This window comes from Amnibacterium endophyticum (assembly GCF_042680685.1).
GTDB lineage: Bacteria > Actinomycetota > Actinomycetes > Actinomycetales > Microbacteriaceae > Amnibacterium > Amnibacterium endophyticum.
Window position 1 is genome coordinate 72,946 of the sequence record NZ_JBHUEA010000002.1, and the last position, 13,212, is coordinate 86,157.

12 protein-coding genes and 2 pseudogenes are annotated in these 13,212 nt (G+C 73.4%); 8 read left to right on the plus strand and 6 right to left on the minus strand.

Features of this window, described 5'->3' with window-relative positions; translation table 11 throughout:
- The first annotated feature begins 45 nt into the window (after positions 1–45).
- Both ACFSBI_RS01695 and ACFSBI_RS01700 read left to right on the plus strand, forming a co-directional pair.
- On the plus strand, positions 46–651 hold the full coding sequence (locus ACFSBI_RS01695; protein WP_377931456.1) for a 3'-5' exonuclease: 606 nt from the start codon (positions 46–48) through the stop codon (positions 649–651).
- Between the two features lie 253 nt (positions 652–904).
- On the plus strand, positions 905–2,182 hold the full coding sequence (locus tag ACFSBI_RS01700; RefSeq protein WP_377931457.1) for a DNA recombination protein RmuC: 1,278 nt from the start codon (positions 905–907) through the stop codon (positions 2,180–2,182).
- A gap of 248 nt (positions 2,183–2,430) precedes the next feature.
- Here ACFSBI_RS01700 and glpX read toward each other — a convergent pair whose 3' ends face one another.
- The gene (gene glpX, locus ACFSBI_RS01705; RefSeq protein ID WP_377931458.1) at positions 2,431–3,408 is read right to left on the minus strand and encodes a class II fructose-bisphosphatase; all 978 of its coding nucleotides are present in this window, start codon (positions 3,406–3,408) and stop codon (positions 2,431–2,433) included.
- A gap of 101 nt (positions 3,409–3,509) precedes the next feature.
- Between glpX and fbaA the strand changes: the two genes are divergently transcribed.
- Complete coding sequence (gene fbaA, locus ACFSBI_RS01710; protein ID WP_377931459.1) at positions 3,510–4,538, plus strand: class II fructose-bisphosphate aldolase; 1,029 nt, start codon at positions 3,510–3,512, stop codon at positions 4,536–4,538.
- 219 nt (positions 4,539–4,757) lie between these two features.
- On the opposite strand, the pseudogene ACFSBI_RS01715 reads toward fbaA, so the two are convergent.
- A pseudogene (locus tag ACFSBI_RS01715) lies at positions 4,758–5,246 on the minus strand (DUF6264 family protein); the annotation flags it as partial.
- Positions 5,147–6,175: a 4-hydroxy-3-methylbut-2-enyl diphosphate reductase gene (locus tag ACFSBI_RS01720; RefSeq protein ID WP_377931685.1), complete on the minus strand. Its 1,029-nt coding sequence runs from the start codon at positions 6,173–6,175 to the stop codon at positions 5,147–5,149. The pseudogene ACFSBI_RS01715 and the gene ACFSBI_RS01720, both read right to left, overlap by 100 nt.
- Before the next feature lie 48 nt (positions 6,176–6,223).
- On the opposite strand from ACFSBI_RS01720, the pseudogene xseA reads away from it, so the two are divergent.
- The 5 genes and pseudogenes from xseA to ACFSBI_RS01745 form a co-directional block, all read left to right on the plus strand.
- Positions 6,224–7,508, plus strand: a pseudogene (gene xseA / locus ACFSBI_RS01725) (exodeoxyribonuclease VII large subunit); the annotation flags it as partial.
- The gene (locus ACFSBI_RS01730; protein ID WP_377931687.1) at positions 7,491–7,721 is read left to right on the plus strand and encodes an exodeoxyribonuclease VII small subunit; all 231 of its coding nucleotides are present in this window, start codon (positions 7,491–7,493) and stop codon (positions 7,719–7,721) included. The pseudogene xseA and the gene ACFSBI_RS01730, both read left to right, overlap by 18 nt.
- Positions 7,718–8,377, plus strand: a complete 660-nt coding sequence (locus ACFSBI_RS01735; protein WP_377931460.1) for a DUF4245 domain-containing protein — start codon at positions 7,718–7,720, stop codon at positions 8,375–8,377. The genes ACFSBI_RS01730 and ACFSBI_RS01735 overlap by 4 nt, the downstream gene beginning before the upstream one ends.
- Entirely contained in the window at positions 8,374–8,982 is a 609-nt protein-coding gene (locus ACFSBI_RS01740) for a carbonic anhydrase (protein WP_377931461.1), read from the plus strand. The genes ACFSBI_RS01735 and ACFSBI_RS01740 overlap by 4 nt, the downstream gene beginning before the upstream one ends.
- 37 nt (positions 8,983–9,019) lie before the next feature.
- The gene (locus ACFSBI_RS01745) at positions 9,020–10,420 is read left to right on the plus strand and encodes a class II fumarate hydratase (RefSeq protein ID WP_377931462.1); all 1,401 of its coding nucleotides are present in this window, start codon (positions 9,020–9,022) and stop codon (positions 10,418–10,420) included.
- Between the two features lie 50 nt (positions 10,421–10,470).
- Here ACFSBI_RS01745 and ACFSBI_RS01750 read toward each other — a convergent pair whose 3' ends face one another.
- The 3 genes from ACFSBI_RS01750 to ACFSBI_RS01760 form a co-directional block, all read right to left on the minus strand.
- Entirely contained in the window at positions 10,471–10,998 is a 528-nt protein-coding gene (locus tag ACFSBI_RS01750; RefSeq protein WP_377931463.1) for a prepilin peptidase, read from the minus strand.
- Between the two features lie 140 nt (positions 10,999–11,138).
- A complete protein-coding gene (locus ACFSBI_RS01755; protein WP_377931464.1) occupies positions 11,139–11,396 on the minus strand; it encodes a hypothetical protein in 258 nt (85 codons plus the stop codon).
- 9 nt (positions 11,397–11,405) lie between these two features.
- Positions 11,406–13,076, minus strand: coding sequence for a sodium:solute symporter family protein (locus ACFSBI_RS01760; RefSeq protein ID WP_377931465.1), 1,671 nt, complete (start codon positions 13,074–13,076; stop codon positions 11,406–11,408).
- Positions 13,077–13,212: the final 136 nt, after the last annotated feature.

The window sequence follows — 13,212 nt, forward strand, 5'->3', positions numbered from 1 at the left end:
GGGTGGCCGTCGGCGGTGTCGGAGGGCGCTGCCATCGTTCGAGCCGTGCCACTGGACTTCGCCGCCGTCGACTTCGAGACCGCGGGGCCGACCGCGGCGTCCGCCTGCTCGGTCGGCGTGGTGGTCGTCGAGGACGGCCGGATCACGGACCGGGTCGGCTGGCTGATCCGGCCGCCCGCCGGCCACGACGTGTTCAGCGAGTGGAACATCCGGGTGCACGGGATCACTCCGGACCGCGTGGTCGACGCCCTGTCCTGGGCCGACCAGATGGAGCACCTGCTCGCCGCGCTCGGGAACCGTCCCGTCGTCGCCCACAACGCCCGCTTCGACATGGGCGTCATCCGCGCGGCCTGCTTCGCGACCGGGGTCCGCACACCGCCGCTCGACTACTTCTGCAGCCTGCGGCTCGCCCGCCGCACGTACGCGCTCACCAGCTACCGCCTGCCTGTCGCCGCGATGGCGGCCGGCTTCGAGGACTTCCCGCACCACGACGCTCTCGCCGACGCGGAGGCCTGCGCCCGCATCGTCGTCCACGCCGCCGAGCGGCACGGGGCGGAGGACGTCGACGGCCTGCTCGAGACGGTCGGCGAGCGCCTGAACCGGCTGCAGCCGCAGGCGCCGCACACGTCCGTGCCGATGGCGTTCGCCTGACGCTCCGCGGCGACCCCGCTCCGGGGTCGCCGCGCCGCTGCCGGCTCGATTCGTCACGCCGGTCGTCCCGCCGTGCGTGTCCGTGTGAGCCGCGGAGGCGAAGGGCGCGCCCCCGGCGTCTCGAGACGTCACGCTCCGGGCTGCGGAGGCGTGGCGTTCTGAGCCGGTAGACGGACCCGGGCAAGGCCGTCGCCGCGGACATCGCGGGCGAAGCGCCGAGTCGGTGTCGGACGGGGCTGCGACCCTCCACGGCATGGACGTGCTGCCCCTGGTCATCGGCCTCGTCGTCGGCGTGCTGATCGGCGCGCTCGCGGCGCTGGTGGTGCGACGGCCCGCTCCCGCCGCCGACCCCGCGCTCGACACCGCCAGGCGGGAGACCGAGCTGCTGCGGTTGCGCGCGGAGGCCGACGCGGCCAGCGGCCGGCTGCGCGAGGAGCTGTCGGCGCAGGAGGCGACGATCGCTGGGCTCGAGCGGGCGCTCGACGCGGCCGAGCGGCGCGAGGCCGAGCAGGCGCGCGCGAAGGCGCACGACGACGTCGAGCGGCGACGCCGCGAGCAGGAGGAGCACCGGGTGCTCGCCGCCCTGGCGCCGGTGCAGGAGACCCTGCGCGCGATGCAGACGAAGGTCGGCGACCTCGAGCAGCAGCGGGCGCAGCAGTACGGGGCGCTCGAGGAGCAGCTGCAGGCCGCACGCCGCTCCACCGAGCAGGTCCGGACCACCGCCGAGTCACTCGCCGCGGCGCTGCGCAACAACTCGGTCCGCGGCGCGTGGGGCGAGACGCAGCTGCGGCGGCTCGTGGAGGCGGCGGGCCTGACGAACCGCGTCGACTTCGACATGCAGGTCACCAGCCGCAGCGACGACGGCGTGCGGCGCCCGGACCTCGTCGTCCGGCTGCCCGAGGGCCGCTGCATCGCCGTGGACGCCAAGGTGCCGCTGACCGCGTTCATCGAGGCGAACGAGATCCCCGAGACCGCGGTCGGGGTGGCGGCCGACCGCCGCGCGGCGCTGCTGAAGGAGCACGTCCGCGCGATCCGCGCCCACATCGACGCCCTGGCCGCGAAGGGCTACTGGACCGACTTCCACAGCCCGGAGTTCGTGGTCGCCTTCCTGCCGAGCGAGTCGCTGCTGTCGGCGGCACTCGCGGCCGACCCCTCCCTGCTCGACTACTCATTCTCGAAGCGGGTCGCGCTCGCCTCCCCGGTGAACCTGTGGGCGGTGCTGAAGACGGTCGCCTACACGTGGACGCAGCAGGCCCTGACGGAGGACGCGCACCGGCTGTTCCTGCTGTCGCGCACCCTGTACGACCGGCTGTCGACGCTGGCGACGCGGGCGGAGAAGCTGCGGGGCGCGATCGAGCGCACGGTCACGACCTACAACGAGTTCGCCGCCACGCTCGAGTCGCGGGTGCTCGTGACGGGCCGGCAGATCAACCGGATGGACGAGTCGAAGATCCTCGGCGAGGCTGCGCCGCTCGACGCGCAGCCGCGCGGCTTCACGGCGCCGGAGCTCGCCGCGGGCGACGCCGCCTGACCCGCGCGTCCCCGCTATCCGCGCCCGCAGCGCCGATCGTCGCCGAGCGCTCGGCGCCGACTGCACCTCAGAGCGCCACGCACGCGCCCCCCGCGCCTCCGCCGCGAGCGAGCCCGCTCCGCGACGCCGCTAGTCGGAGCCGCGTCCACCGCGCACCGCACAATCTGCGCCCGCAGCGCTGATCGGCGCCGAGCGCTCGGCGACGAATGCACCTCAGGGCGCCGGGTGCGGGTGCGGAGCGGCGCGGGTCAGAGCCAGCGGTCGGCGATGTGCTCGCTGACGATGCGGCGGAAGGTGCCCGAACGGCTGCGGAGCGCGACGGACTCCGTGCGGATCGTGTCGCCGAGCAGCCGCACGCCGTCGACGAGGCCGCCGTCCGTCACCCCGGTGGCGATGAACATCGTGTTGTCGCCCGCGACCAGGTCGTCGGCCGAGAGGATCCGGTCGAACACGAGGCCCGCGGCCTCGCCCCGGGCGCGCTCCGCGTCGTCCGAGGGCGCGAGCCGCCCCTCGATGAACCCGCCGAGCGCCTTGATCGCGCACGCGGTCATGACGCCCTCCGGGCTGCCGCCCTTGCCGACGCAGATGTCGATGCGCGTGCCGTGCCGGGCCGCGTTGATGCCGCCCGCCACGTCGCCGTCGAGCAGGATCCGGGTGCCGGCGCCCGCGGCGCGGATCTCCTCGATCAGCGGCTCGTGCCGCGGCCGGTCCAGCACCGCGACGACCATCTCGCCGACCGGCTTGCCCTTCGCCTTCGCGAGCTCGCGGATGTTGTCGCCGATCGACTGGTCGAGGGAGATCACGCCGTGCCCCCGGTCGTCCGCGACGAGCTTGTCCATGTAGAACACGGTGGAGGCGTCGAGCATCGAGCCGCGATCGGACGCCGCGATCATCGCGAGCGCGTTCTGCCGCCCCTGCGCGGTCATCGAGGTGCCGTCGATCGGGTCGACCGCGATGTCCGCCTGCGGGCCGCGCCCCGTGCCGACGTGCTCGCCGTTGAAGAGCATCGGCGCGTGGTCCTTCTCGCCCTCGCCGATCACCACGACGCCGTCGAACTCGACGGTGCCGAGGAAGGCCCGCATCGCGTCGACCGCCGCCCCGTCCGCGGCGAGCTTGTCGCCCTTGCCGATGAACGGCACGGCGCGGATCGCCGCCGCCTCCGTCGCCCGCACCAGCTCCATGGCGAGGTTGCGGTCCGGCCTCGCGACCAGGTTCCTGTCGGACATGGATGCCTCCCTCGCGCCGTCGCTCACCCCGGAACCTAGCGGTCGGCGCTCACCGCGTGCTCAGTAGGGTGACGGGCAGGCCCTGACCGAAGGAGTTCGCCATGCCCGTCGCCACCCCCGACCAGTACGCCGAGATGCTCGACCGGGCGAAGAACGGCGGCTTCGCCTACCCGGCGGTGAACGTCTCCTCCAGCCAGACGATCAACGCGGTGCTGCAGGGGCTGACCGAGGCCGGCTCCGACGGCATCATCCAGGTCACGACGGGCGGCGCCGACTACTTCGCCGGGCACACGGTGAAGAACCGCGCGGCAGGCGCGATCGCGTTCGCGAGGTTCGCGACCGAGGTGGCGAAGAACTACCCCGTCACGGTCGCCCTCCACACCGACCACTGCCCGAAGCCGGCGCTCGAGAACTTCGTCCTGCCGCTGATCGAGGCGAGCGAGGAGGAGGTCAAGGCGGGCCGGAACCCGATCTTCCAGTCGCACATGTGGGACGGCAGCGCCGTGCCGCTGGACGAGAACATCGAGATCGCCGCCGACATGCTGAAGCGCACGAAGGCGATCGACGCGATCCTCGAGGTCGAGATCGGCGTCGTCGGCGGCGAGGAGGACGGCGTCCAGCACGAGGGGTCGAACGAGGCGCTGTACACGACGCTCGGCGACGTCGAGAAGGTCGTGGAGGTCCTCGGCCTCGGCGAGCACGGCCGCTACATCGCGGCCCTGACCTTCGGCAACGTGCACGGCGTCTACAAGCCCGGCAACGTGAAGCTGCGCCCCGAGCTGCTGGGCGAGATCCAGGCGGGTCTCGCGGAGAAGTACGGCCGCGGCCCCAAGCCGCTCGAGCTCGTGTTCCACGGCGGCTCGGGCAGCACGGACGACGAGATCTCGCGCGCGGTCGCGAACGGCGTCGTGAAGATGAACATCGACACCGACACGCAGTACGCCTTCACGCGCTCCATCGCCGGGACGATGTTCTCGAACTACGACGGCGTGCTGAAGGTGGACGGCGAGGTCGGGAACAAGAAGATCTACGACCCGCGCGCCTGGGGCAAGACCGCCGAGACGGCGATGGCCGCCCGTGTCGCGGAGGCGACGCGGCAGCTCGGCAGCGCCGGCAAGTCGCAGAGCTGATCGACGGCGGCGCCGGCTGGCGCTGACGCACACCGTCCATGCAGGGCGGCAGGCCGGAGCCGGCTCGGCGTGGCACTGCCCCTCAGTTGGAGGCTTGAGCGGCAGATGGAGGCGGCTGGCGCCTCCATCTGCCGCTCAAGCCTCCACCTCGTGACACGGGAGCGCCGCCGCGAGTCGACGGCGCCGAGCGATGAGCGCTCGACCCGTCCGCGAGCGCGGTCAGGCGGGCAGGCGCAGGCGGGCGAGGTAGGCGGGGTCGGCCAGCACGAGGCCGATGACGATGGCGGTCGCGGCGAGGAAGGCGACGACCGCGCAGACGACCGGGATCCACCAAGCCCTGCGGCGCGTGCGGAGCCGCGGCACCGAGAAGCCGATCGCGAGCACCAGCGACAGCACCTGCGTGATCGACAGCAGGACGCCGCCGACCGCGGCCGCCTCGGTGTTCGTGTAGGCGCCGAACCCCTGCGTCTGGAAGACGGAGCTGAGCGCCGGGCCGAGGTCGCGCGCCTGCGCCACGGTGCGGGTCACCTGGACCAGCGCGAAGACGAGCAGCCCGACCGTCAGCGGGGCGTCCCAGGCCGGCGCCGTCCCCTGCTTCGGCGCGGCGCTCAGCTGCGGCCGCCGAGCGCGCGGGGGTCGGGGGCGCCGGTCCTGTCGCGACGCAACTCGCGCGGCAGGGAGAACACCAGGTCCTCCTCCGCGGTCCGCACCTCCTCGACCGTCCCGAACCCGAGGCCCGCGAGCACGCGCAGCAGCTCCTCGACGAGCCGCTCCGGCACGCTCGCCCCGCTCGTGACGCCGACGGTGCCGGCGCCCTCGAGCCACGCGGGGTCGAGCTCCGAGGCGTCGTCGATCCGGTGCGCGCTGGTCGCGCCGTGCTCGAGCGCCACCTCGACGAGGCGGACCGAGTTGGAGGAGTTCGCGCTGCCGACGACGAGCACGACGTCGGCGTCCCGCGCGACCTTCTTCACCGCCACCTGGCGGTTCTGCGTCGCGTAGCAGATGTCGTCCGACGGCGGGTCCTGCAGGTTCGGGAACCGCACGCGCAGGCGGCGCACGGTCTCCATCGTCTCGTCGACCGACAGCGTCGTCTGCGACAGCCACACCAGGTTGTCGGGGTCCGCGACCTCGACGACGTCCGCCTCGTCCGGCGAGCCGACGAGGGTCGTGCGGTCCGGGGCCTCCCCCATCGTGCCCTCGACCTCCTCGTGGCCGTGGTGGCCGATCAGGAGGATGTGCCGGTCGTCCCGCGCGAAGCGGACCGCCTCGCGGTGCACCTTGGTGACGAGCGGGCAGGTCGCGTCGATCGCCTGCAGGCGGCGCTCCCCCGCAGCTCGCACGACGGCGGGCGAGACGCCGTGGGCGCTGAAGACGACGTGGGCGCCCTCCGGCACCTCGTCGACCTCGTCCACGAACACCGCGCCCTCCTGCTCGAGCCGCCGGACGACATGGACGTTGTGGACGATCTGCTTGCGCACGTACACCGGCGACCCGTACCGCTCGAGCGCTTTCTCGACGGCGACGACGGCGCGGTCGACGCCCGCGCAGTACCCGCGCGGGGCGGCGAGCAGCACCCGGCCCGACCCGGTGACGGCGGGGTCGATTACCGTGGCAGCGCTCCTCGGGCCGGCCGGCAGGCCGAGTTCGACGGCAGGAGACACCGGGGCAGTCTAGGAGGCGCGCTGATGAGCGACGGGGTCGGCACCGCGGAGGCGCCCTGGCCGGTGGCGATGCTCGGGCAGAAGCTGAAGGGCTGGATCGATCGGCTCGGCCAGGTCTGGATCGAGGGCGAGATCACCCAGTGGGGCGTCCGCGGCGGCAACGCCTACGGGAAGCTGAAGGACCTGGAGCGCGACGTCACCGTGCCGTTCCAGATCTGGTCGAGCGTGCGGTCGCGCCTGCCCGACGACCTGAAGCAGGGCGACCGCGTGATCGCGCTCGTGAAGCCGGACTACTGGCTGAAGGGCGGCTCGCTCTCCATGCAGGTGTTCGCCATGCGCCACGTCGGGCTCGGCGACCTGCTGGAGCGGCTCGAGCTGCTGCGCCGCACCCTCGCGGCCGAGGGCCTGTTCGACCCGGCCCGGAAGCGTCGGCTGCCCTTCCTGCCGCGGCGGGTCGGCCTGATCACCGGCAAGGACAGCGACGCGGAGAAGGACGTGCTGCGCAACGCGCAGCTGCGCTGGCCGGGCGTCGACTTCCGGGTCGTGCACGCCTCCGTGCAGGGCGATCGGACGGTGCCGGAGGTCCTGGCCGCGCTGAAGGCGCTCGACGAGGACCCGGACGTCGACGTCATCGTGATCGCGCGCGGCGGCGGCGACTTCCAGAACCTGCTCGGGTTCAGCGACGAGCGGCTGGTGCGCGCGGTGGCCGCCGCGACGACGCCCGTGGTCAGCGCCATCGGGCACGAGAACGACCGGCCGCTGCTCGACGAGGTCGCCGACCTGCGGGCCTCGACCCCGACGGACGCCGCGAAGCGGGTGGTGCCGGACGTGACGGAGGAGCTGAGCCGGGTCGCGACGGCGCGGGCGCGGATGCGCAGCCGCCTGACGCACCACGTGTCGGCGGAGGCGGACCGGATCGCGCACCTGCGCGGCCGGCGGGTGCTGGCCGACGGGTCCTGGATCGTCGAGCGGCGCGCGGACGAGCTGACCCGGTACGCGGCCCGCTCGGCGGAGCTGATGGACCGGGCCGTCGAGCAGGCGGAGGCGCGCCTCGCCGAGGCGCGCGGGCACCTGCGCGCGCTCTCCCCGCTGCGCACGCTCGAGCGCGGCTACGCGATCGTGCTGGACGCGCAGGGCGCGGCGGTGCGCCGCACCGAGCAGGCGCCCGCGGGCGAGCACCTCGTCGTGCGGGTCGTGGACGGCGCGGTGGCCGCGCGGAGCGAGGGCCCGCTCGGCACCGAGGAGTCGCGCTCGGCCGCCGGCGTCGGCGCCCGCTCGTAGCATGGCGGTCATGAGCGGGACGGAGCAGCCGGCGAGCCCGGACATCGAGTCGATGAGCTACGAGACCGCCCGCGACGCGCTGGTCGCCGTCGTCGACGAGCTGGAGCGCGGCGGCGCGACGCTCGAGCAGTCCCTCGCCCTGTGGGAGCGCGGGGAGGCCCTCGCCACCCGCTGCGAGACGTGGCTGACGGGTGCCCGCGCGCGGCTGGACCGGGCGCCGCAGGGCGCTGCCGACGCGTGAGCGAGCGACCGCCCCGGGTCGTCGCCGAGCTCGGGCGCCCGGAGACGCCGGACGAGACCGCGTCGCGGAAGGCCCGCGACCGCGCGCTGCGCCGCTCGCGCCAGAACACCCGCAACCTCGTCGCCTCCCTCGCCGCGACGGTCGGGCTCGTCATCGTGATCGTCCTGCTCGTGCCGCGCGGCACGGGCGTCGAGCAGCCCGTCATCGACGTGCCCCAGGTGGTGCAGCAGTACCGCGACACCGCGGGCCAGCCGCTGATCGCCCCGGACCTGCCCGCCTCGTGGCGCGCGAACGCGGCGCAGCTGCGCGGCGCCGGCGACGCCGCCTCCTGGTACGTCGGCTGGGTGGTCGACGGCACCGGCTACGCGGGCCTCACCGAGGGGCTGCCGGGCACCGACGAGACGCTGCGCTCGGCGCTCGACGGGGCGCAGCCCACCGGCACGACCGAGATCGGCGGCCTGCCGTGGCGGGTCTACGACCGGCGCGACCTCGGCGACGCCGCGGGCAACGTCGCCTACGGGCTCGCGACGCGGATCGGCGACGTGCGGGTCGCGGTGTACGGCACCGTGTCGGCCGGGCAGGTGCGGGATCTCGCGGCGGCCGTCGCGAAGGACGCCGCGGCACGCGGCCTGACCGGGGAGGGGAGCCTGCCGTGAGCGCAGCCTCGATCGACGCGTGGCGCGAGCTGGCGGAGGGCAACGCGCGGTTCATCGCCGACGAGCCACGCCACCCGAACCAGGACGCGCGTCGCCGCGCGGAGGTCGCGCAGGGGCAGCACCCGGTCGCCGCCCTGCTCGGCTGCAGCGACAGCCGGGTCGCCGCCGAGGTGCTCTTCGACCGCGGTCTCGGGGACCTCTTCGTCATCCGCAACGCCGGGCAGGTCGCGAGCGCCTCCGCCCTGGCCTCGATCGAGTACGCGGTCGCGGTGCTCGACGTGCCGCTCGTCGTGGTGCTCGCGCACGACTCGTGCGGCGCGGTCAAGGCCGCGATCGACGCGGAGCAGCCCGACGCCCCGATGCTGCCGCCGCTGATCGCGGCCCACGTCGACCGGATCGTCCCGGCCGTGCACGCGGTGGCCGACGGGACGGACGCGGACGCGGTCGGGCAGGCGCACCTCGAGGCGACGGTCGCCGCCCTGCTGCAGGAGTCCGAGCTGCTCGCCGCGGCGGTCGCCGAGGGTAGCGTTGCGGTCATCGGGGCCGAGTACCGCCTGGCCGACGGCCGGGTGCACCGCCGCTTCACCGTGGGCGAGGCGGAGTGAGCCCCGCCCACCGCACCGCCTGAGGCGAAGGAGCCCGATGACGTCCGACGACGCCGCCTACCGGATCGAGCACGACACGATGGGCGAGGTGCGCGTGCCGCGCGACGCCCTGTGGGCCGCGCAGACGCAGCGCGCGGTCGAGAACTTCCCGATCTCCGGGGCGGGTCTCGAGGACGCGCAGGTGATCGCGCTCGCGCGCATCAAGCGGGCCGCCGCGATCGTCAACGGCGAGCTCGGCGTGCTGGCGGCCGACGTGGTCGAGGCGATCGTGTCCGCGGCCGACGAGGTGATCGCGGGCGGGCACCTCGACCAGTTCCCGATCGACGTGTACCAGACCGGCAGCGGCACCTCGTCGAACATGAACATGAACGAGGTGCTCGGCTCGCTCGCGTCGCAGCGGCTCGGGCGCACCGTGCACCCGAACGACGAGGTCAACGCGAGCCAGTCGTCGAACGACGTGTTCCCGACCTCGGTGCACGTCGCGGCGACCGAGGCGGTGGAGCGCGACCTGATCCCCGCGCTCGAGCACCTCGCCGAGGCGCTGGAGCGGAAGGCGTCCGCGTGGGCGGAGGTCGTGAAGGCGGGCCGCACGCACCTGATGGACGCGACGCCGGTCACGTTCGGGCAGGAGTTCGGCGGCTACGCGCGGCAGATGCGGCTCGGCGTCGACCGGCTGCGCGCGATGCTGCCGCGGCTCGCGGAGGTGCCGCTCGGCGGCACCGCGACCGGCACGGGCATCAACACGCCCGCCGGCTTCTCCCCGAAGGTCATCGCGATCCTCGCCGAGACGACCGGGCTGCCGATCACCGAGGCGGCCGACCACTTCGAGGCGCAGGGCGCGCGCGACGGGCTGGTCGAGGCCTCCGGCGCGACGAAGGTCGTCGCGGTGAGCCTGACCAAGATCTGCAACGACCTGCGGTGGATGGGCTCCGGCCCGAACGCCGGGCTCGGCGAGCTGCACATCCCCGACCTGCAGCCCGGCTCGTCGATCATGCCGGGCAAGGTGAACCCGGTCGTGCCGGAGGCGACGCTGATGGTCGCCGCCCGGGTCGTCGGCAACGACGCGACGATCACCTGGGCGGGCGCGTCCGGCCTGTTCGAGCTGAACGTCGCGATCCCCGTCATGGGCACCGCGCTGCTCGAGTCCGTGCGCCTGCTCACGAACGCCGCCCGGCTGCTCGCCGACACGGTGGTCGACGGCCTGACCGTGAACGAGGCCAGGGCCCGCGCGCTCGCGGAGTCGTCGCCGTCGATCGTGACGAAGCTGAACCGCGTGATCGGCTACGAGGCCGCGGCGAAGGTCGCCAAGCACTCGGTCGCGGAGAGCATGACGATCCGGCAGGCGGTGATCGACCTCGGCTTCGTGGAGCGCGGCGAGGTCACCGAGCAGCAGCTCGACACCGCCCTCGACGTCCTGTCGATGACCCGCCCGGGCTGACCCATCCCCGCGCCTCGCGGCCTGCGGATCCTCCGCGGACCGCGAGGCGCTCACGCGGCGAGGAGCAGCGCGAGCCAGGCGCCGAGCAGCATCGGCGGTCCGAACGGCATGCGGCTGCCCGCGCCGCGGCGGACCAGCACGACCACCGCCGCCGCGCCGCCCACGAGGAACGCGAGCACGACCGCGAGGACCGCGCCGCCGGGTGCGGCGGCCGCACCGAGCGCACCGAGCAGCGGAGCGAGCTTGACGTCGCCGAAGCCCATCCCGCCCGTGACGTGCAGCAGCAGGAGCACGAGCCCATAGGTCGCGCCCGCGAGCAGGACCGGCAGCACGGCGCGGCCGGCCACCGCGCCGTCGAGCAGCACCGCAGCGAGCACGATCGGGTAGCCGGGCAGCACGACCGCGTCGGGGAGGCGGTGCTCCGCGACGTCGGTGGCGACGAGCCGCGGGGTGGTGACGGCGAGCCAGAGGACGCCGAGCAGCAGCGGCCGCGGCCCGACCGCGACGGCGGCGAGCAGTGCGAGGGCCGCCGCCACGACGGCCTCGTCGATCGGGACGCGACGGGCGACGGCGAGCACGCCCGCACGCTAGAGCGGCTGCGAGGGGCGCAGCGGCGGTTCTCCACAGGGCGGGCGGCGGCTGCGCCGGTCGGTCTCGACAGGCTCGACCACCGGGGTAGGCGCGGACTCGACGGACTCGACCAGCGAGGCGGTCGCGCTCAGTCGTCGGAGTCGGTCTGCTCCTGCTCGACGGGGCGCGCGATCACCCAGAGGGAGAAGGCGATCGAGGTCACGAGCATGACGATGCCCATCGCCAGGTTCACGTTGATGCCGGCGGCGTGCTCGATCTCGGTCGGGGTCGTGAACCCGATGCCCCAGATCAGGCAGAAGACGCCGTAGACCCCGAAGAGGATCGCGACGATGGTGCGCAGCTCGAAGACGCGGTCGAGCAGGTGCGGTTTCGGTCGGTCGGCCATCGGTGCCCCCTAGAACGCCTGGAAGAGGATGTAGAGCAGGACGTTGATCACCAGGATGCCGATGCCGAGGACCCACGGGTTCTTCAGCACCCCGGGGTCGGCGGGCAGCTTGCCGGAGTCGTCCGTGAGGCCCCGCACGAGGCCGACGAGCTCCCGCTCCGGCCGCGGCGCAGTCCGGTAGGAGACGATCACCGCGACGATGATCGCGAGCGCGAAGCCGATGGTGCCGCCGACGAAGCTCGAACCCTGGCCGGTCAGCGACAGCACCCCGGTCTGCGTCAGCAGGAACACCGTCGTGGCGCCCACGATGCCGGCGAGCAGACCGGACCAGCCCGCGGGCCCGGTCATCCGCTTCCACAGCAGCCCGAGGATGAAGATCGCGAAGAGCGGCACGTTGAAGAACGAGAACAGCGTCTGGACGTAGTCCTGGATGTTGTTGAAGCCCGCCGCGATGAAGGCCGTCCCCATCGCGAGCAGGGTGCCGACCACCGTCACGACGCGGCCGACGTTCAGGTAGTAGCGGTCCTCCCGGTCCGGGCGCACCCAGTCCTGCCAGATGTCGTAGGTGAACACCGTGTTCAGCGAGCTCACGTTCGCCGCCATGCCCGCCATGAAGGAGGCCAGCAGGCCGGCGAGCGCGACGCCGAGGAAGCCGTTCGGGATCAGCTCCTTGAGCAGCAGCGGCACGACGTCGTTGTAGGTCGCGCCGCCGCCCGATCCGCCGCGCTTCAGGTCGACGATCGACGGGACGAGGACGGAGGCGATCATGCCCGGCACCACGATGATCAGGGCGACGAAGGTCTTCGGGATGGCGGCGATCAGCGGGGTGCGCACGGCGGCCGGGGCGTCCTTGGCGGAGAACGCGCGCTGCACCTCCGTGAAGTTCGTGGTCCAGTAGCCGAAGGACAGCACGAAGCCGAGCCCGAGCACGACGCCGACGGTGCTGCCGAGCCCGTTGGCGATGCCGGTCAGCTCGCTGCCGGGGAAGGGCTGCAGCGTCGCCGGCCCGCCGTCCAGCCGCCCGATCTTCTCGGTGAGTCCGGACCAGCCGCCGACGCGCGCGAGGCCCACGATCGTGACCGGGACCATCGCCGCGATGATCACGAAGAACTGCAGCACCTCGTTGTAGATGGAGGCGGACAGCCCGCCGAGGAACGTGTAGGCGAGCACCACGAATCCGGCGACGACGATCGACACCCAGAGCGGCCAGCCGAGCAGCGCCTGCACGATGATCGCCATCGCGAACAGGTTCACGCCCGCGATCAGCACCGAGGCGATGGCGAACAGGACCGCCTGGAACCGCTGCGTCGGCTTGTCGAACCGCTTGCCGAGGTACTCCGGCACGCTGCGGGCCTTGGACCGGTAGTAGAAGGGCATCATGAAGAGCCCGAGGAAGACCATCGCCGGGACGGCGCCGATCCAGTAGTAGTGGAAGGTCTGCTCGCCGTACTGCGCGCCGTTCGCGGCCTGCCCGAGCAGCTCGATCGCGCCGAGGTTCGCGGACACGAAGGCGAGCCCCGTGATCCACGCGGGCAGCGAGCGCCCGGACAGCAGGAAGTCGAGGCTGTTCGCGACGCGTCGACGGGCGGCGAGGCCGATGCCGAGCACCAGCACGAAGTAGAAGGCGAGCAGGACGTAGTCGATCGGCTGCGCGTCGAGGGCGAGCGGGTCGGCGGCCATCACGACCGACGTGGGGCTGGACGTGGCGCACGCTCCTTCACCGTGGACCGCACCCGATGCGGCCGATGCACACGGTAGGAAGAGCGGGCTGAGAGCCGGTTGTGGATCGTGTGAGGACGGGATCCAGCCGTCGCCC

Bases quoted from the DNA above. Each gene is read 5' to 3' on its own strand.
- ACFSBI_RS01760 (WP_377931465.1), bottom strand. From the start codon at position 13,076: ATGGCCGCCGACCCGCTCGCCCTCGACGCGCAGCCGATCGACTACGTC.
- glpX (WP_377931458.1), bottom strand. From the start codon at position 3,408: ATGTCCGACAGGAACCTGGTCGCGAGGCCGGACCGCAACCTCGCCATG.
- fbaA (WP_377931459.1), top strand. From the start codon at position 3,510: ATGCCCGTCGCCACCCCCGACCAGTACGCCGAGATGCTCGACCGGGCG.
- ACFSBI_RS01700 (WP_377931457.1), top strand. From the start codon at position 905: ATGGACGTGCTGCCCCTGGTCATCGGCCTCGTCGTCGGCGTGCTGATC.
- ACFSBI_RS01730 (WP_377931687.1), top strand. From the start codon at position 7,491: ATGAGCGGGACGGAGCAGCCGGCGAGCCCGGACATCGAGTCGATGAGC.
- ACFSBI_RS01755 (WP_377931464.1), bottom strand. From the start codon at position 11,396: ATGGCCGACCGACCGAAACCGCACCTGCTCGACCGCGTCTTCGAGCTG.
- ACFSBI_RS01745 (WP_377931462.1), top strand. From the start codon at position 9,020: ATGACGTCCGACGACGCCGCCTACCGGATCGAGCACGACACGATGGGC.